General features: G+C 45.0%; 16 protein-coding genes and 1 pseudogene. 1 reads left to right on the top strand and 16 read right to left on the bottom strand.

Annotated features, from left to right (window positions below; all coding sequences use genetic code 11):
- Positions 1-32: 32 nt before the first annotated feature.
- The 13 genes and pseudogenes from rpoS to rlmD form a co-directional block, all read right to left on the bottom strand.
- Positions 33-1013, bottom strand: a pseudogene (gene rpoS, locus L3V36_RS09365) (RNA polymerase sigma factor RpoS).
- A 98-nt stretch (positions 1014-1111) separates the two neighbouring features.
- Positions 1112-2044, bottom strand: a complete 933-nt coding sequence (gene nlpD / locus L3V36_RS09360) for a murein hydrolase activator NlpD (RefSeq protein WP_208775157.1) — start codon at positions 2042-2044, stop codon at positions 1112-1114.
- 34 nt (positions 2045-2078) lie between these two features.
- Entirely contained in the window at positions 2079-2705 is a 627-nt protein-coding gene (locus tag L3V36_RS09355) for a protein-L-isoaspartate(D-aspartate) O-methyltransferase (protein WP_017084312.1), read from the bottom strand.
- Positions 2706-3449, bottom strand: coding sequence for a 5'/3'-nucleotidase SurE (gene surE, locus L3V36_RS09350; RefSeq protein ID WP_004735400.1), 744 nt, complete (start codon positions 3447-3449; stop codon positions 2706-2708). It lies immediately after the preceding gene.
- A gap of 76 nt (positions 3450-3525) precedes the next feature.
- On the bottom strand, positions 3526-4572 hold the full coding sequence (gene truD, locus L3V36_RS09345) for a tRNA pseudouridine(13) synthase TruD (protein WP_029405999.1): 1047 nt from the start codon (positions 4570-4572) through the stop codon (positions 3526-3528).
- Positions 4573-4594: 22 nt separating this feature from the next.
- The gene (ispF, locus tag L3V36_RS09340; RefSeq protein WP_004735397.1) at positions 4595-5074 is read right to left on the bottom strand and encodes a 2-C-methyl-D-erythritol 2,4-cyclodiphosphate synthase; all 480 of its coding nucleotides are present in this window, start codon (positions 5072-5074) and stop codon (positions 4595-4597) included.
- A gap of 2 nt (positions 5075-5076) precedes the next feature.
- Positions 5077-5778 (bottom strand): 2-C-methyl-D-erythritol 4-phosphate cytidylyltransferase, encoded by a 702-nt coding sequence (gene ispD / locus L3V36_RS09335; RefSeq protein WP_054541877.1) that lies wholly within the window; start codon positions 5776-5778, stop codon positions 5077-5079.
- Positions 5778-6059, bottom strand: coding sequence for a cell division protein FtsB (gene ftsB, locus L3V36_RS09330; RefSeq protein ID WP_004735394.1), 282 nt, complete (start codon positions 6057-6059; stop codon positions 5778-5780). The genes ispD and ftsB overlap by 1 nt, the downstream gene beginning before the upstream one ends.
- A gap of 264 nt (positions 6060-6323) precedes the next feature.
- A complete protein-coding gene (gene eno / locus L3V36_RS09325; RefSeq protein ID WP_029405988.1) occupies positions 6324-7622 on the bottom strand; it encodes a phosphopyruvate hydratase in 1299 nt (432 codons plus the stop codon).
- A gap of 81 nt (positions 7623-7703) precedes the next feature.
- Complete coding sequence (locus L3V36_RS09320) at positions 7704-9344, bottom strand: CTP synthase (protein ID WP_017095250.1); 1641 nt, start codon at positions 9342-9344, stop codon at positions 7704-7706.
- A 132-nt stretch (positions 9345-9476) separates the two neighbouring features.
- A complete protein-coding gene (mazG, locus tag L3V36_RS09315) occupies positions 9477-10292 on the bottom strand; it encodes a nucleoside triphosphate pyrophosphohydrolase (protein ID WP_208775155.1) in 816 nt (271 codons plus the stop codon).
- A 246-nt stretch (positions 10293-10538) separates the two neighbouring features.
- Positions 10539-12764: a GTP diphosphokinase gene (relA, locus tag L3V36_RS09310; RefSeq protein ID WP_004735390.1), complete on the bottom strand. Its 2226-nt coding sequence runs from the start codon at positions 12762-12764 to the stop codon at positions 10539-10541.
- Between the two features lie 136 nt (positions 12765-12900).
- Complete coding sequence (gene rlmD, locus L3V36_RS09305) at positions 12901-14220, bottom strand: 23S rRNA (uracil(1939)-C(5))-methyltransferase RlmD (RefSeq protein WP_102448375.1); 1320 nt, start codon at positions 14218-14220, stop codon at positions 12901-12903.
- Between the two features lie 165 nt (positions 14221-14385).
- Between rlmD and barA the strand changes: the two genes are divergently transcribed.
- Positions 14386-17199, top strand: a complete 2814-nt coding sequence (barA, locus tag L3V36_RS09300) for a two-component sensor histidine kinase BarA (protein ID WP_208775153.1) — start codon at positions 14386-14388, stop codon at positions 17197-17199.
- A 287-nt stretch (positions 17200-17486) separates the two neighbouring features.
- Here the strand turns inward: barA and acpS are convergent, their stop codons facing one another.
- The 3 genes from acpS to recO form a co-directional block, all read right to left on the bottom strand.
- Complete coding sequence (gene acpS, locus L3V36_RS09295; RefSeq protein WP_017077798.1) at positions 17487-17867, bottom strand: holo-ACP synthase; 381 nt, start codon at positions 17865-17867, stop codon at positions 17487-17489.
- Between the two features lie 95 nt (positions 17868-17962).
- The gene (pdxJ, locus tag L3V36_RS09290; protein ID WP_102448374.1) at positions 17963-18700 is read right to left on the bottom strand and encodes a pyridoxine 5'-phosphate synthase; all 738 of its coding nucleotides are present in this window, start codon (positions 18698-18700) and stop codon (positions 17963-17965) included.
- The gene (recO, locus tag L3V36_RS09285) at positions 18697-19425 is read right to left on the bottom strand and encodes a DNA repair protein RecO (protein WP_102448373.1); all 729 of its coding nucleotides are present in this window, start codon (positions 19423-19425) and stop codon (positions 18697-18699) included. The genes pdxJ and recO overlap by 4 nt, the downstream gene beginning before the upstream one ends.
- Between the last annotated feature and the right edge of the window lie 77 nt (positions 19426-19502).

The following is a 19502-nucleotide window of genomic DNA, read 5'->3' as shown; positions in this document are numbered from 1 at the left end:
GTCTTCTATTCAAAGAAACATCATCAGTTCATTTAGTCGTTTTCTACATTGAATAGATTTTCCATATTAAGACCTTGCTTGATAAGAATCTCACGTAGACGGCGAAGGCCTTCAACTTGAATTTGACGAACACGTTCGCGAGTCAGGCTGATTTCACGGCCTACTTCTTCTAGTGTTGACGGTTCGTAACCCAGTAGTCCAAAGCGACGTGCAAGCACCTCTTTCTGCTTAGGATTCAGTTCATCAAGCCAGAAAATCAACGAGTTCTTGATATCGCTATCTTGAGTTGAAACCTCAGGATCTGAATTGTTGATGTCTGGAATAATATCCAACAGTGCTTTCTCACCGTCACCACCAATTGGCGTATCAACAGAGCTCACTCTTTCGTTTAGACGAAGCATCTTACTCACATCACCAACAGGCTTATCTAGCTTAGAAGCAATTTCTTCCGCCGTTGGTTCATGATCAAGTTTTTGTGATAGCTCTCTTGCGGTACGCAGATAGATGTTCAGCTCTTTCACAACATGGATTGGCAAACGGATAGTGCGAGTCTGATTCATTAACGCACGTTCAATGGTTTGACGAATCCACCATGTCGCGTAAGTTGAGAAGCGGAAACCACGTTCTGGGTCAAATTTCTCTACTGCGCGAATCAAACCTAGGTTGCCTTCTTCAATAAGATCAAGAAGTGCAAGACCACGGTTACTATAACGACGTGAAATTTTTACCACTAAACGCAGGTTACTTTCGATCATGCGTTTACGTGCTGCTTCATCACCGCGTAGAGCTCAACGTGCATAAAGCACTTCTTCTTCAGCGGTTAGTAGTGGTGAGAAACCGATTTCGCCTAAATAAAGCTGAGTAGCATCTAAACTTTTAGACGTAACTTCAACTTCTTCTTTCGCTTCGGTTTTCTTTTTGACTGTTCGTTTTGCTTTTCCAAGAGCTTCCGGTTCCGTGGTTGCTTGGTTAAGATCGAACTCTTCTTTGGTTACTGCATTGCTTATACTCATAACGCCTCCCCCTGGCGAAATTAGCATGACATCACAACTTGATATGTCGCTAAATGACTATGTCACTCCATACAATACGTAATTTTTGCATATTGTATTTAAGGTAAATATCGTTTTGGATTAACCGATTTACCTTGGTAACGAATCTCAAAGTGCAGCCTAACACTGCTGGCTCCAGAGCTTCCCATAGTTGCAATCTTCTGCCCTGGTTTCACACTTTGCCCTTCAGATACTAATAGTCGGTCGTTATGCGCGTATGCACTTAAGTAATTATCATTGTGCTTCACAATCACTAGATTGCCGTAGCCTCGTAGTGCATTACCCGAATAAACAACCGTTCCCCCTGCAGTAGATACTATTGGCTGACCTCGCTGTCCTGCTATGTCGATGCCTTTATTTCCTTGTTCGCCTACAGAGAAATTCTTGATTACTCTCCCTTTAGTTGGCCATAACCATTTGGATACTTTATCACTTGTTGGTTTGGTGGACGGTGTAACATTCTGTTTACCTTTAGAACCAACATACTCCTTTGATTTGGATTGTTCAACCTTCTTTGGTGGATCTTTTTTCACCACTTTGGTGGTAGTTTGAGCTGGAGCAGGTTTAGAGTTTTTACTCTTCTGTGGCGTAGTTTTCGGTTTACTTGCTGTCGATGACGTAGTGGATACCGATGAAGTTGTGGATGCCGCGACAGGCGCAGCAACGGCTGCAACCGCTACTGTTGATTTACCATACGCTGGCGCATTGGAACTCGGGCGCCACAACTTAAGCTTCTGCCCCGGGTGGATAGTGTAAGGAGCAGCGAGTTTGTTATAACCGATGAGGTCTTTAACGTCTTTATTGGTGACATAAGCAATGAAGTAAAGGGTGTCGCCTTTTTTTACTTCATAGTAACTGCCGCGATAACTACCACGATCAATCGATGAGTAATTCTTGTTTAGGCTTGAAACGGGCGCAGGTGAATTCGCCGCACACCCAACAAGTGCACAACTAAGCAATAAAGTACTTCCTTTTAACAACTTCGAACGCATCGACTCTCTATCCACCTACACCATTAGTCTTTTATTAAGCTAGCTCACCAGGGACGAGAGGTACAAATCTCACCATCTCGATAACACTCGATAAAAACTCGTCACCATGGCGAACAATCTTCAACAATTGCTGTTCGTCATCACCGACAGGAATCAATAAGCGACCACCATCTTTCAGCTGTTGCAAAAGCGCTTGAGGAATCGACTCTGCAGCAGCAGTTACGATAATCGCATCAAAAGGGGCTTTCGAAGACCACCCTTGCCAACCATCACCGTGCTTGGTTGAAATATTGTAGAAATCGAGTTGTTTAAGACGACGCTTGGCATCCCATTGCAATGATTTAATTCTTTCAACCGAATACACATGATCAACCAGTTGAGCCAAGACCGCCGTTTGATAACCTGAGCCGGTTCCGATTTCTAAAACACGGCTATTTTGCTGTAATTCTAGCAACTCTGTCATCTTAGCGACAATGTAAGGCTGAGAAATCGTCTGGCCCTGTCCGATAGGAAGCGCATTATTATCATAAGCTTGATGATACATCGCCTGTGATAAAAAGCTCTCTCTCGGCAGTTGATAAATAGCATCAAGAACCTTTTGATCCTGAATGCCATTTTCAATCAGAAAAGTAATTAAGCGCTCTGCATGCGGATTACTCACTTACTTCTCCTCTAACCATGTTGTCATCGCACCCAACGACTCGTGCGCAGTCAGGTCAACTTGTAATGGTGTTACCGATACAAAGCCATGCTCGATAGCGTAAAAATCCGTGCCTTCACCGGCATCTTGCTCTTTTCCCGGAGGACCAAGCCAATAGATATCATGACCTCGTGGGTCTTTTTGCTTAATCATATCTTCAGCATGATGACGAGCACCTAAGCGTGTTACCTGAGTACCAGACAACTGCTCTAACGCTAAATCAGGGATATTGACGTTTAACAGGCGATTGGTTGGGATTGGGTTTGCTAAATGTTGTTCGACGATACGACGAGCAATGGCCGCCGCTGTCTTAAAATGTTTTTTACCCACCAGAGAAAACGCCACCGATTGAACGCCTAAAAAGTGCCCTTCCATTGCGGCTGCCACTGTGCCTGAATAAAGCACATCGTCACCCAAGTTAGCACCATGATTAATGCCCGTTAATACCAGATCAGGCATATCATTCTTTAGCAGTTCATTTAACGCAAAATGTACGCAGTCGGTCGGTGTTCCTTGTACCGAATATGTATTTTCGGTAATTTCTTGAACACGTAAAGGCTGTTCTAAAGTTAATGAATTTGAAGCGCCCGAGCGATTACGGTCAGGTGCAACAATGATAATTTCAGCAAGATCACGTAATTCATTGGCCAGCTCATGAATACCTTGAGCGTGCACACCATCATCGTTGCTGAGTAAAATCTTCATCTTGTATCCTTTCTTTTGTTCCAATGCCAAGTCACTTAATTTCCGATATCAAGTGACTTCGCTCCAAGCAGAATCGTTATTGCTCGTAGCTTCTCTCTACGTGAACTTCTTCAACCAATTCACGAACAATAGCGGTTGCGAAACAACCTGCATCGAGAGAGAACTTGAGAGTGACATTGTCTTCGTTCACTTCCCACGCTAAACCCATCGGTTTCAACGAAGCTTCACGGCGATCATGGCGCATACGGTTGCCACAAATCAGAGCCATTAGATCCGGTTCAGCATCAAGGTGTTTCTGCTCTAAAGCTTGAGAGGCATCCGTCGTCGGTAACGCATTATCTCCAGCTAAAGCAACAGTAATAAACGCAGAGCCGTTCGCGATGTCTTGGTTTACCGCTTCGATGTTATCCGCTGTTACCGCTAATTGAGCGCCGTCTTTCACGACAATATCGCCAACCAATACCGACGCAAACGCATCTTGCTCAATACGGTCAGAAAGAATTAAGTTGTAAATCCAAGAACGAGCCGCAGAAAGATACAAGCTGCGCTTATTCTGATTACGCGTACGAACGTTTTCACGCCCCCAACGACGAGCTTCAGATAAATTGTTACCTTCATTACCAAAGCGCTGAGCACCGAAATAATTTGGCACGCCCACTTGAGCGACTTTTTCTAAACGCTTTACCACATCATCACAATCCGTTACTTCAGACAAAGTTAGCTCGAATTGGTTGCCAATTAAATCGCCTGGACGTAACTTTTTGTTGTGACGTGCTGTCGCCAAGATCTCAATGCTTGGGTATTGTGCGAGAAAAGCAGAAAAGTCAGGTTCACCCTTTGGTAAGTGCACGCTTAACCACTGCTCAGTCACAGCATGACGGTCTTTCAAACCAGCCCAGCTAACATCTTTCGACTTAACACCACACGCTTTAGCCAGTTCGTTTGCTACGAAGCTCGTGTTCTCACCAGTTTTACGAATACGCACCATTAAGTGCTCGCCTTCACCAGTAAACTCAAAACCCAAGTCTTCATTAACGACAAAGTGTTCGGCTTTTGCTTTTAGTTTTGCTTTCGCAGTTGGTTTACCGTTTAGGTAAGCCAATGAAGATAAAATATCTGACATGCTGTTCTTTTCGTGTTGGTGCTTACGCACTTTTAGTAATTAGGACCACCGCTTCACATGCGATGCCCTCTTTGCGACCTGTAAAACCTAAACGCTCGGTAGTCGTGGCTTTTACATTCACATTGCTAATGCTTGTTTCTAAATCTTGAGCAATGGCTTGGCACATAGAGTCTATATGAGGAGCCATCTTTGGAGCTTGCGCCATGATAGTAATATCCGCATTACCAATCACATAACCTTGCTCTTTTACTCGACGGTAAACATCTTTAAGCAATTCGCGGCTATCTGCGCCTTTCCACTCATCATCCGTATCAGGGAAATGACGACCAATATCACCAGCTGCAATTGAACCCAGTAAAGCATCGCATAATGCGTGCAGGGCAACATCACCGTCTGAGTGTGCGATAAGACCCTGTTCATAAGGGACACTCACGCCACCAATAATTACCGGGCCTTCACCACCAAATTTGTGTACATCAAAGCCATGGCCAATACGAATCATCATTATTCCTTATTCTGACTTAAATAGAACTCAGCCAAAGCCAAATCTTCAGGCTGAGTAATCTTAAAATTATCTGAACGCCCAGCAATCAGTGCTGGTGATAAACCTTTCCACTCAAACGCAGACGCTTCATCGGTAATTGAAACACCTTGTTGCAAGACTTCACTCAAGACTTTCCGTAAAGGCTTAGATCGGAACATCTGAGGGGTAAGCGCATGCCAGAGATCGACGCGATCGACCGTGTGTTCAATTTGTCCTTGAGCACCACGCTTCATTGTATCGCGGACCGGCGCAGCTAAAATCGCGCCGACATCATGGGTCATAGCCCCAGAGATCAGTTTGTCGATATCGCTCAATTGGATACAAGGCCTAGCGGCATCATGCACCATCACCCAATCACTGAGTTGCTGTTGGGTAATATAGTCCAGAGCAGAAAGCACTGAATCGGCTCTTTCCGTTCCGCCGGAAACTCTGATCACCTGTGGATTAAGGTTAAGCGGTAATTCAGGGTAGTAAGGGTCATCGTCGCTGACCGCTACCACAATTTTAGACACTTGAGGGTGAGACAACAGTTTCTCAACCGTGTGCTCTAAAATCGTTTTACCGTGAATTTGAAGATATTGCTTGGGACGGTCTGCCTTCATTCGGCTGCCGACGCCCGCAGCGGGGACCACTGCAATAACGCTTTGAAGTTGGTTCGACATTAATGAGATTCCTCACCAATAATACGATAAAACGTTTCGCCTTCTTTCACCATTCCCAGCTCATGACGTGCGCGCTCTTCTATCGCGTCTAAGCCTTGGCGTAGATCGTCGATTTCCGCAAACATCTCAGCATTGCGAAGGTGAAGCTTTTCATTTACTTGCTGCTGAACTTGGATTTCGTTGTTCACACCGTAGTAATCAGAAATACCATTTTTACCGAGCCACAGTGTGTGTTGTAGCCAGCCAAACACTATGAGCAGTACTAAAGCAAAAATTCGCATAACACCTTTCGCCGGTTGAAAAAGAAGGAACTAGAATAAGGCACATATATACCATAATGCGCTTATGGGTGCGAGATATGTGGTGTCAGGGAATCAATAAGTCGGGGAATTATTGGACAGAATAGTGAGTGGTAACAATGAAGCTCCCTACTCCTTTCTTTGTCAGTCTAGGGAATGAGGAATTTGAGGCAAAAAAATGCCCCGCATAAGCGAGGCATTTAAAGTTTAGATTAACAATTCCGTTGGTTTAAAACCAAGAGTGAATTATTGACCTTTAACTTCTTTAAGACCGTTGAAAGGAGCTTTAGAACCTAGAGCTTCTTCGATACGGATAAGTTGGTTGTACTTAGCAACACGGTCAGAACGGCTCATAGAACCAGTTTTGATTTGACCTGCAGCTGTACCTACCGCTAGATCAGCGATAGTTGCATCTTCAGTTTCGCCAGAACGGTGAGAGATTACTGCAGTGTAGCCAGCGTCTTTAGCCATCTTGATAGCAGCTAGAGTCTCTGTTAGAGAACCGATTTGGTTGAACTTGATAAGGATAGAGTTAGCTACGCCTTTCTCGATACCTTCAGCAAGAATCTTAGTGTTTGTAACGAACAGATCGTCACCAACGATTTGAAGCTTGTCGCCTAGAAGTTCAGTTTGGTGCTTGAAGCCATCCCAATCTGACTCGTCAAGACCGTCTTCGATAGAAACGATTGGGAAGTTGTTAGCTAGTTCAGCTAGGTAGTGGTTGAACTCTTCAGAAGTGAAAGTTTTACCTTCGCCCTTCATGTTGTAGATGCCAGCTTCTTTGTCGAAGAACTCAGATGCTGCACAGTCCATAGCAAGAGTAACGTCTTTACCTAGTTCGTAACCAGCAGCTGCAACAGCTTCTGCGATAACTTCTAGAGCTTCAGCGTTAGATTTAAGGTTAGGAGCGAAACCACCTTCATCACCAACTGCAGTGCTGTAGCCTTTAGACTTAAGAACTTTAGCTAGGTTGTGGAATACTTCAGCGCCGATACGCAGACCTTCTTTAAGAGTTTTAGCGCCAACTGGTTGGATCATGAACTCTTGGATGTCAACGTTGTTATCAGCGTGCTCGCCACCGTTGATGATGTTCATCATAGGTAGAGGCATAGAGAACTGACCAGCAGTACCGTTTAGCTCAGCAATGTGCTCGTATAGAGGCATGCCTTTCGCAGCAGCAGCAGCTTTAGCGTTCGCTAGAGAAACAGCAAGGATAGCGTTAGCACCGAACTGAGATTTGTTCTCTGTTCCGTCTAGGTCAATCATAACTTGGTCAACGTCAGCTTGTGCTTTAGCGTCTTTACCAACTAGAGCGTCAGCGATTGGGCCGTTTACAGCTTCAATTGCTTTAAGAACACCTTTACCTAGGAAACGTGATTTGTCGCCGTCACGTAGCTCAAGAGCTTCGCGAGAACCAGTAGATGCGCCAGATGGAGCAGCAGCCATACCTACGAAACCGCCTTCTAGGTGTACTTCAGCTTCTACAGTTGGGTTACCACGTGAATCGATGATTTCACGACCTAGAACTTTAACGATCTTAGACATTGAATGTTTCCTTCTCGTTGAATATATAAATGTCAAATTTAAAGGTAGCAGCACAACTTACGCAACTACCTGGATTCCTTTTTACTTTTCTAATTCGCCGCGCTGGAATTCACCAGCCGCTTTAACGAAACCTGCAAACAATGGGTGACCATCGCGAGGTGTTGAAGTGAACTCTGGGTGGAACTGAGCAGCAACAAACCATGGGTGGTTCGGGTTCTCAATAACTTCAACCAGTTTCTTGTCCGCAGACAGACCCGATACTTTTAGGCCCGCTTTTTCGATTTGTGGACGAAGATTGTTGTTCACTTCGTAACGGTGACGGTGACGTTCATGGATCGTCGCGCTACCGTATAATTCGTAAGCTTTCGTCCCTTTCGCTAGGTGACAAAGCTGTGAACCAAGACGCATTGTGCCGCCTAGGTCTGATTTCTCAGTACGCTCTTCAACTTTACCTTCGCCGTCAATCCACTCAGTGATTAGGCCAACAACAGGGTATTTAGTCTCTTTGCAGAATTCAGAAGAGTGTGCACCTTCCATCTTCGCAACGTTACGAGCGTACTCAATAAGAGCAACTTGCATACCTAGACAGATACCTAAGTAAGGTACTTTGTTTTCACGAGCGTATTGTGCAGCAAGGATCTTACCTTCAACACCACGATCGCCAAAGCCACCAGGAACTAGGATTGCATCTAGGCCTTGTAGAATTTCTGTGCCTTTAGACTCAACATCTTGTGAATCTACATATTTAATTGTGACACTTAGGCGGTTTTTCAAGCCTGCGTGCTTCAGCGCTTCATTTACTGATTTGTATGCATCTGGCAGTTCAATGTACTTACCAACCATACCAATCGTTACTTCACCCGTTGGGTTAGCTTCTTCGTAAATTACTTGTTCCCATTCAGACAGATCAGCTTCTGGAGCATCGATACCGAAACGCTTACATACAAGATCATCAGTACCCTGTGCACGGATTAACTGTGGGATCTTGTAGATTGAATCTACGTCTTTCATAGAGATAACTGCTTTTTCTTGTACATTACAGAAAAGAGCAATTTTCTTACGTTCGTTTGCTGGGATAACACGATCTGAACGACAAACTAGAATGTCAGGTTGGATACCGATAGACAGTAGCTCTTTTACAGAGTGTTGCGTTGGCTTAGTTTTAAGCTCACCCGCTGCACCTAAATAAGGAACAAGAGTTAAGTGCATGAACATCGCGCGTTCACGACCTAGCTCTACAGCTAACTGACGAATCGCTTCCATGAATGGTAGAGATTCGATATCACCAACAGTACCACCAACTTCAACAAGCGCGATATCGTGGCCTTTAGCGCCAGAGATTACGCGTTCTTTGATAGAGTTAGTAATGTGAGGAATAACCTGGATTGTTGCACCTAGGTAGTCACCACGACGTTCATTACGTAGAACGTCAGCATAAACACGACCTGCTGTGAAGTTGTTACGCTTAGTCATCTTGGTGCGAATGAATCGCTCATAGTGACCAAGGTCAAGGTCAGTTTCAGCGCCATCTTCCGTAACGAACACTTCACCGTGCTGAGTCGGGCTCATAGTGCCTGGATCAACGTTGATGTAAGGGTCAAGCTTCATCATAGTCACTTTAAGACCACGAGCTTCTAAAATAGCCGCAAGAGATGCTGCTGCAATACCTTTACCTAGAGAGGATACAACCCCGCCAGTAACAAAAATGTAATTTGTCGTCATGTTTAACCTGAAATTGGTTGAATGAGGGAAATGGATTACTTCTGGACGGGATGAAAATATACCAGAAGCCCCTTATCGCCACAACGTGAAATCTATCACACTGCAATTTTTTATTTTTTGCTTCAAATCAATTCATGATAAAAGCTTTGATGATCTTTTCTCCGCCACTTTGACTTCATCCCACATGGAATCAAGCTGTTGTAGAGAAAAGTCGGTCAAAATTTTATCTTGCTGACGAACTTTTTGTTCCACACCTTTAAAGCGGCGTGAAAATTTCAGATTGGCTTTATTGAGAGCCGTTTCTGGATTTTTACCCAAATGTCGCACTAAATTGACGGTAGCAAACAACAAATCACCCAGTTCTTCTTCAACTAAATCTTTGTTTGGCGTTACTTGAAGTGCTTCTTCTAGCACCTCATCAACTTCCTCTAAAACCTTATCGGCGACCGGGCCGATAGAGTCCCAATCAAAGCCAAATTTCGCGACTTGCTTTTGAATCTTTGTAGCACGCGAAAGTGCGGGTAGAGAGTTTGGTATTGAGTCTAGAATACTTTCTTGAGTTTTGCCTACCTGTGCTTTTTCTTTGGCTTTTTCAGCTTCCCAGTTGGCATTAATTTCTTCATCACTGGCAAACTCAGTATCAGAGAACACATGCGGATGGCGGCGCGTTAGCTTCTCATTGATACCGTCGACCACATCAGAGAACTCAAACAAGCCCTGCTCTTTCGCCAGTTGGCTGTAGAAGATCACCTGAAACAGCAGGTCGCCCAACTCTTCTTGTAGATTCGGCCAATCTTTGTTGTGAATCGCGTCCACCACCTCATACGTCTCTTCGATAGTATGCGGCACAATTGTTTCAAAATTTTGTTTCAAATCCCAAGGACAGCCACCTTCAGGATCGCGCAGCTTAGCCATAATCTGTTCAAGTTGTTCAATCGGGTGATTCATCGTTTTCTTCCTATTCACTGTCTTTGATTTTTAAATTTAAAACTTCACTAAAACTAAAAAAGGTGAGCAGTCAAAACCACTCACCTTTGTTGATGCTGTCTAATTCTCTAAATTACGCATCTTTCACTAAGCAGTTGTTACTTTAACAAGGCAACAAGCTTTCGCGATTCCTGAGCATAGCTCGCCTATGTGATGGAACAAGAAAGCGCAGTTAACGCAGTAAAAGTGACTAATGCAACGTGAAAGTTAGCCTAGGCGTTTAACCGACATGACATCTTTGATTTGCTCGACACGGCTCGTTACTCGACTCAGAATCTCAATATTGGTCACTTCCAAATCGAAATCCATCACCGATAGCTGACGTTTATAGTCAATACGGCTCTTCATTGTCGTCACACTGACTTTTTCGTTTAAGAACAGGGATGTAATGTCTTTCAACAAACCGGTACGTTCTAGCGCCTCTACACGCAGTGTTAAGATATACGAGCCGACAAAACCATCGCCCCACACAGTATCGATGATTCGTTCGGGTGCATGTAGGTTAAGTTCACTTAACTGTTCGCAATCGCTACGGTGCACTGAAATACCGCGACCTTGAGTTATGTAACCTTTGATCACATCGCCTGGGATTGGCTGGCAACAACGAGCTAAGTGCGTCATTAGGTTATCGACACCTTCAACGACGACGGCATCCTTTTTCGGACGACTCTGATGAGCGGGCTTATTGTCAGACTCAAGCAACTTTTCGAGCGCTTTTTTATCTTCTTCTTCCGCTGTCGGCTTGTTGACCAAAGCATTGATGTGATTAACGACTTGGTTGATACGCATATCGCCGCTACCAATACCCGCATACAGTTCATCTGGAGTATTGACGTTGAATCGTTTCAGCGCGTATTGCTCGGCATCTTTCAGCGTCGCTCCGACTCTGCCTAGCTCGACTTCTAGAATATCTCGTCCGGCTTCAAGGTTTTTCTCACGACTCTGAGCACGGAACCATGCGTTAATTTTTGCACGAGCTCGACTCGAGTGAACAAAGCCTGTGGTCGGGTTTAACCAATCACGTGATGGGTTCGGTTCTTTTTGAGTGATGATCTCAACTTGATCGCCCATCGCCAGCTTATGAGTAAACGGGACGATTCGACCTGCTACTTTGGCACCGATACAACGGTGTCCAACCATCGAGTGGATGTGGTAAGCAAAATCCAGCGGTGTTGCACCCATTGGTAAATCGACCACATCACCACGAGGTGTAAAGGCATAAACACGGTCATCAAAGACTTGGCTACGCACTTCATCCAGCATTTCACCAGAATCCGACATCTCTTCTTGCCAGTCGATAAGCTTACGAAGCCAGGTGATTTTCTCATCGTAGCCACTGCGTACGCCGCTTGAAGCACCTTCTTTGTATTTCCAGTGCGCTGCAACGCCTAATTCAGAGTCTTCATGCATCTGCTTGGTACGGATCTGAATTTCAATGGTCTTGCCTTCAGGGCCAAGAACTACGGTATGAATCGATTGATAACCATTGGGTTTAGGGTTCGCCACATAGTCATCAAATTCACTTGGGAGGTGTTTATATTTGGTGTGAACCACGCCTAAACCGGCATAACAGTCTTGCAGTTGGTCTGCGATAATACGTACCGCACGCACGTCAAAAAGCTCATCAAACTCTAAGCCTTTTTTCTGCATTTTGCGCCAGATGCTGTAGATGTGTTTTGGTCGACCGCTAACTTCAGCATTGATGCTTGAGCGGTTCATTTCTGACGTTAAATCGTCAACAAAGTCAGTGATGTATTGTTCGCGCACGATACGGCGCTCAGACAACTGTTTAGCAATCTGCTTATAGATATCTGGTTGTTGGTAGCGGAAAGCGTAGTCTTCAATTTCCCACTTTAGCTGACCAATACCTAAACGGTTTGCTAGAGGAGCATAAATGTTGGCACACTCTTTTGCTGCCGCACGGCGCACAGCATCAGGGGCCTTTTTCACTTCGATTAGGTTGCAAATTCGCTCTGCTAGTTTGATGACGACGCAGCGGAAGTCATCCACCATCGCAAGCAGCATTCGTCGAACATTATCGACTTGACCCGAGGCAGCGCTGCCTTCAAGGGTGACGTTTAGCTGGCCCAAAGCCGCCATTTCTTCCACGCCATCAATCAGTTTTACGGTTTCCTTTCCGTAACTTTCTTCAAACGCTTCACGCTCAAAAACACCGCTCGATACGACAGGGAAGAGTTGCGCTGCCACTAAAGTTGCGCGATCCATAGACAAGGTGACCAAGATCTCGATCATCTCGCGCCCACGCCAAAGCAAAAGCTCGCCTTGCTCGTGATCTTTTAATAGCTCTTCACAGTGACGATAAACTTTGGTCAGTTTATTCGAGGTTTTTGCGTCTTGATTCAATGACGCAATCCAATTATCTAGCTCAAACTGTTCGCTTGGGTTTAAATGTGCGCTTCGTACCGCAACCATCATGCCTTCCTAGTTATTATGTTTTATACCCAATTCAATATGACTAACTGATTCCAAGTTAGTTCGACTCATATTGATATCAGCGCAGGCTTCCCTGCACCCTTGTGATTCATTTTTAAGCCTTGTTTAAGGGCCTCTAAGCCTTGATAAAGAGAGCCATCGATTCTAGATGACTGGTGTGTGGGAACATGTCCAACATACCAAGCTTGGCTAGTTGATAGCCTTGTTTTTCTAAGCTCTCTGAATCTCTAGCTAGAGTAGCAGGATTACACGAAACATAAACCACACGCTTCGCACCTAACCCTGAAATTTGATCAACGATCCCACTCGCTCCTGCACGTGCTGGATCAAGTAAGATTTTATCAAATCTTTCTTTTGCCCAAGGCTGTGAAGACAGCTCTTCTTCAAGGTTCGCTTGGTAGAATTCTGTATTACTCAATTGATTCAAAGTCGCGTTAGACGTGGCCTGTTGAACCATTTCATCGACACCTTCAACACCCACTACAAACGCAGATTGTTGTGCAATAGGCAAACTGAAGTTCCCTAAGCCACAAAACAGGTCGAGCACTCGCTCATCGGCTTGAGGCTCTAGCCACTCAATCGCTTGAGCAACCATTTGCTGGTTCACTTTCTGGTTAACTTGGATAAAGTGGTTTGGCTCAAAAGGTAAAGTCACGCCTGTTTCGCTATAAGCTGGCGCATCACCGACCAAACGAACGAGCTTGTCCGTTTCAGGCATACTATACAACGTGGCACCTTCCGCTTTAGCGAGTGCAATCAATGCTTGCTCATCTTTCTCAACCAAAGGCTTAAGGTGACGCAGGACCATCACAGGGCCAGTATCGCCCAACACCAATTCAACGTGTCCTAAAGACGTAAGGTTGCTGAAAGTATTGAGTAAACTTTTCAGTTTCGGCAGCAATACATTGAGGCGAGGATCCAGCACGGCACAATCGGTGATGTTTTCAATCTGCTTACTTTGCTTCTTACGGAAACCGAACTGAAGCTGCTGTGTCTTCTTATCAACAAACAGGCTAATACGCGCGCGACGTCGATAACCGGTTTCATCACCCACAATCGGCTCAACAACTTCGGTGTTAGCCGTTTGGTATTGACTCATCAGGTGCGTCAAAGATTGCGATTTATGCTCAACCTGAGAAGCGTAACCAAGGTGTTGAAGGTGACAGCCTCCACACTGATTAAAGTGCTTACAAAATGGCTTTAAACGCAGCTCACTCGGTTTAAGTAATTTGATGAGTTTTGCTCGCGAAAACTTACTTTTGCTCTCAGTAAGTTGAATAACCACCTGCTCACCGGGCAATGCGCCATCAATGAAAACAGGTTTATTCTTCTGATAAGCGATGCCAGCGCCATTGTGATCCATTCGTTCAACCAAAACCGATTGATGCTTGGTCTCGAGTTGAGTTTTCTTTTTTGGTTGGAAAAAACGTGCCATTGCTTGTGCCTAATGTATCTTTTAATAAGTAATTGGTATCCAGGACTCACTATTATGTCTTGGAATCATTGTCGAACGTCACGGCTTTGATTAAGCTTACCGTTCACTTAACCGCCATTGTGTGCGTTATTTTCCCATATCCAGACCTCGATGTAATTAAAGAACATGACCAGATATGGCTTAAGAGCCCGTGTAATTACCTTAACTCTAGCTCCAACCTTGATTATTGGGTTGCTATTGAGTGCATTTTTCTCATTTAACCGCTATCAAGACCTTGAGGGCCAAGTGGTTAATACTGGTACTAGCATCATTGAACCGCTGGCAATTGCTAGTGAGTCAGGCATGAAGCTCGAAAGTCGAGAGTCTGTTCGTCAGCTTATTAGCTATGCGCATCGAAAGAACTCTAAGCTGGTGCGTAGTATCGCGGTGTTTGATGAACGTCATGAGTTGTTTGTAACCTCAAACTTCCACCCTGATTTTGAAAGCCTGACCTATCCGAAAGATAAACCCATCCCGCATTTAAGCTCATCGAACCTGCTCGATAATACGCTGATTCTTCGGACACCTATCATCGCTGAAGGTCAATACATCAACTCAGCCAATGGGCAGTCTCAAGCCAACCAAGCGATCGGCTATATTGCGATAGAGTTAGACTTGTCGTCACTTCGATTGCAGCAGTATCAAGAAGTGTTCTCTGCCTTCTTGGTGTTGATTTTGGGGCTGGGACTTTCTGGTGTATTTGCTTTTCGCTTGATGCATGACGTCACCCAACCGATCACACACATGAAAAACATGGTCGACCGAATTCGTCGTGGTCATCTCGATGTGCGTATCGAAGGAAAAATGCACGGTGAGCTAGACTCACTGAAAAACGGTATCAACGCGATGGCGGTATCGCTATCAGAATATCACGTCGAGATGCAGCACAGTATCGACCAGGCTACGTCTGATCTGCGTGAAACCCTAGAGCAATTAGAGATTCAAAACGTTGAGTTAGACATTGCGAAAAAACGCGCTCAAGAAGCGGCTCGTGTTAAATCTGAGTTCTTGGCTAACATGTCTCACGAATTGAGAACACCGCTTAACGGTGTGATTGGCTTTACTCGTCAAATGCTTAAGACCCATCTATCGACCAGTCAAACAGATTACTTGCAAACCATTGAACGTTCAGCAAATAACCTACTCAGTATCATCAACGATATTCTTGATTTCTCGAAACTGGAAGCCGGTAAATTAGCGCTCGAGAACATCCCATTCGAGTTCCAAGCTAGCCTTGAAGAGGTTGTGAACCTTCAAGCGACCAACGCCCATGAGAAAGGTCTAGAGTTAACTCTTAAGATAGACCCGAAAGTGCCACCAGGCGTTGTTGGTGACCCGCTACGTATTCAGCAGATCCTAACCAACCTTGTTGGTAACTCAATCAAGTTTACTGAACGTGGCAACATTGATATCAGTGTTGAACTTCGTTCACAAAGCGAAGACAGCATCGAGTTACAATTCATGGTTCGCGATACAGGTATTGGTATCTCTGAGCGTCAACAAGCTCAGCTATTCCAAGCCTTCAGCCAAGCCGACGCAAGCATCTCTCGTCGTTATGGCGGTACGGGGCTAGGTCTGGTTATCACCCAAAAACTGGTCAGCCAAATGGGCGGAGAGATCAGTCTTACCAGTCGCCTACACCAAGGTTCAACCTTCTGGTTTACTTTGAGACTATCAACGACTGATATGCCGATGACTGAGCTGATTGAGACTCAGTGTCTGCAAGACAAGCAGCTGCTGCTTATCGAGCCAAACATGCAAGCAGCGTCGATTACTCAGCAAATCTTAACCCAAGAAGGCTTGGTGGTAACGTATCGTTCGGTGATGCCTGACGAGTCGACCTCATATGACTACGTTCTACTCAACCTAGCCGCGAACCAAGAGTATCAATTTGATACCGTGAGTGGTTGGGCGATTGGCGCGAAGAAAATCGCTCAGAATGTAATTATTGGTACGCCAAGTACCGAGCTAGCACTGGGTGAACAATTGATGAAAGAGGTTGATGTCCAATGCATCACTAAACCTCTCTCTCGCAAAAAACTGCTGCAAACTCTCATATCTAATCAAGCACCAACCTTGATTGCACCAGCCATTGAAACGCACTCAGAAGAGAAGCTACCGCTCACTGTATTGGCGGTCGATGACAACCCAGCAAACCTTAAATTGATCACCGCGCTACTAAAAGAGCGTGTAGAGACGGTCATCAGTTGCACCAGCGGACAGAAGGCCATAGACAAGGCGAAGGAGACCCCATTTGATATCATCTTCATGGATATCCAAATGCCGCAAATGGATGGTGTGACGGCCTGTAAGAATATAAAGGAGCTAGCGAATAATGCGAATACCCCCGTCATTGCCGTCACAGCACACGCGATGGTTGGCGAACGGGACCGTCTACTTGAAGCCGGCATGGATGACTACCTAACCAAACCGATAGAAGAGCACGTGTTACAGCAGGTTCTGATTCATTGGAGCCCTACCTCTGAGGTTGAGTACATTGAAAAAATAGACCCAGCCCACCCAGCAGTCTCTGCGGAAGTAGACAATAGCTCAGTTTCAGATTCTGAGGCTAACGTGCATAAGAATATCATCATTGATTGGCAAGCAGCTATGAAGCAAGCCGCCAACAAAGAAGACCTCGCACGCGATATGCTGCAAATGCTAGTCGACTTTATTCCTGAGGTTTATGAGGCCGCAGAGAAAGCGATCGAAGACAGTGACTACCCCGTTGAAGCACTGACACACATCATTCACAAGATGCATGGCAGCAGCTCATACAGCGGTGTACCAAGGCTGAAGTCGGTGTGTGCGACGATAGAGAAAGAGCTGCGTTCCGGCACTTCCGTTGAAGACATTGAACCTGAACTTTTTGAACTTCAGGATGAATTAGATAAGGTTCAAGCAACCGCGATTCATTATTTGAAACCAGCCAAGACCTAGCGAACATTTCTGACTCACAAATATTCGTTAAACGGTTTACCAGCCAATAAAAAAGCAGAGCTCATGAGCTCTGCTTTTTCTATCTAGTGCCTAGAGCACCAGATATAATACCAATCACAGTAAGTAAGTGATCAAAAATAGCGTAGGAAAAAAGCTTGAGAACAAGGCAGGATTTTTCGATAAATAGTTATTCTACAATCAAAAATTCTAACGAAGTTATCGAGTTTTTTAACAAGCTAGGGTGAACAGTTATTTACTACGATTGGTATAAAGTAACGGTAATCTATTTACGACTCGAGTAGTACCGTCGCCACCGCATAATGGCGCTCATCTGAGATAGTCAGATGAATCGACTTTGTACCACTCGCTTCTGCGATTTCACGCGCCTTTTTATGTAGGCTTAGAACTGGCTTGCCATGCTCATCGTTTGAAATCTCGAAATCGTGAAAGGTCACACCCAGCGCGATACCCGTGCCCAACGCCTTAGATGCAGCTTCTTTTGCAGCAAAGCGTTTTGCAAGGTAACGTCCTTTTTGCTTAAGTTGCTGAAATACTTCAAACTCAGAGTCGGTCAAAATACGCTGAGCAAAAGCATCGCCACTTCGTGACAGTGCCTTTTCAACACGTTCGATTTCTGCGATATCTGTACCTAATCCAACAACAGCCATGTTTACCCTACTACCAAACTTCTATCTATTAACTTTATCGATTCTACTGATTAACCGCTTAACGCTTACTACTAAACTAATGACGAGTTAAAGAACTAAGCGTTGTTGCGTGCTGTTTCCATCACGGCTTTCATGTCTGCAACGGCTTTATTCAAACCATCAAATACTGCGCGTCCCATGATCGAGTGACCAATGTTCAACTCGTAAATTTCAGGAAGTGCCGCAATTGGCGCTACGTTGTGATAAGTCAGACCATGACCAGCATTCACTGTGATACCAAGATCGTCTGCGTAGCTTGCGCCTGCAGCAATCTTTTTAAGCTCATCCTGCTGATCTTCTTCTGTTTTCGCATCAGCGTAATGACCAGTATGAAGCTCAATGAACGGTGCGCCACACGCTTTTGCTGCATCAATTTGCTCACGATCTGCATCGATAAACAGAGATACTTTGATACCCGCAGTCGACAGTTTTTCCGTCGCTGCTTTGATCTTTTCAAGTTGACCAACCACGTCCAAGCCGCCTTCCGTCGTCAGCTCTTCGCGCTTTTCTGGAACGAGACAAACGAACTCAGGATTAGTATCGAGTGCAATTTGAACCATCTCGTCCGTCACTGCCATCTCTAAGTTCATGCGAGTCTGGATTGTCTCAGCAAGAATACGTACATCGCGATCAACAATATGACGGCGATCTTCGCGCAGGTGAATGGTAATGCCGTCAGCACCCGCACGTTCAGCAATTTCAGCTGCGTGTACTGGATCTGGGTATTTAGTACCACGTGCATTACGTAGTGTAGCAATATGGTCGATATTAACGCCTAAAAGGATTGAGCTCATTTTCCAATACTCCGTGCTCTAGAGAGGGCTATTGTTGGCATAAATAGCTCTCTACTTTTTAATGGTTTGCCGCCAAGATACGGCTTTAAGGCTATGCGTGTAAAGCGTTTTGCTGCTTTTAACTGCTCTTTAGTGATAAACCTACGTTCACTAATTGCGATAAGTTCATCGCCCATAAATGTCAGGTTATCTCGACGTACAGAAGCGATGAAACCTTTCTGCTCTCGATAGCGATAAGTCATACTTGGATCGATCGCTTCACCTGTACCAGCACAATGCAAAAAGTCGACGCCATACCCCAAAGCAGAAAGTAGAGCCAATTCAAAACGACGTAGCGCTGGCTCAGGGTTCTCATTATGAGCGAGTTCTGTTAAAGCATGAAGATAGTCGTGAAAAAATGCGGGCATGGCTACTTCGGCCATCAACACACGGCCAACTAGCTCATTGACATACATAGCGGAATACAGATTAATACCGGCAAGAGGAAGCCCCAAGCTGATGGGTTCAGCTTGGCGTAACGTTTTCATTGAACCATTGCCAGACCACTTAAGCAGCAGAGGCGTAAAAGGTTGCAATGCACCTTTCAAATTAGAACGCTTACTCCTTGCACCTTTAGACATCAACGTCACCCTTCCGTACTCTTCACTGAAGACGTCCAGAATTAGGCTCGACTCACTGTATGGTCGACGGTGCAACACAAAGCATCGCTGTAACCCTTCGCTCAATCACTTACCCTTCTTACAGATACAAAAAGAGAGAGTTCGCACTCTCTCTTGAAATTATATTCAGTTCAACTTTCTTA

The sequence above is a fragment of the Vibrio sp. G-C-1 genome (assembly GCF_021728015.1).
GTDB classification, from domain to species: domain Bacteria; phylum Pseudomonadota; class Gammaproteobacteria; order Enterobacterales; family Vibrionaceae; genus Vibrio; species Vibrio splendidus.
The sequence above is the reverse complement of the archived record's forward strand: the minus strand, read 5'-3'. Positions and strand labels throughout refer to the sequence as shown.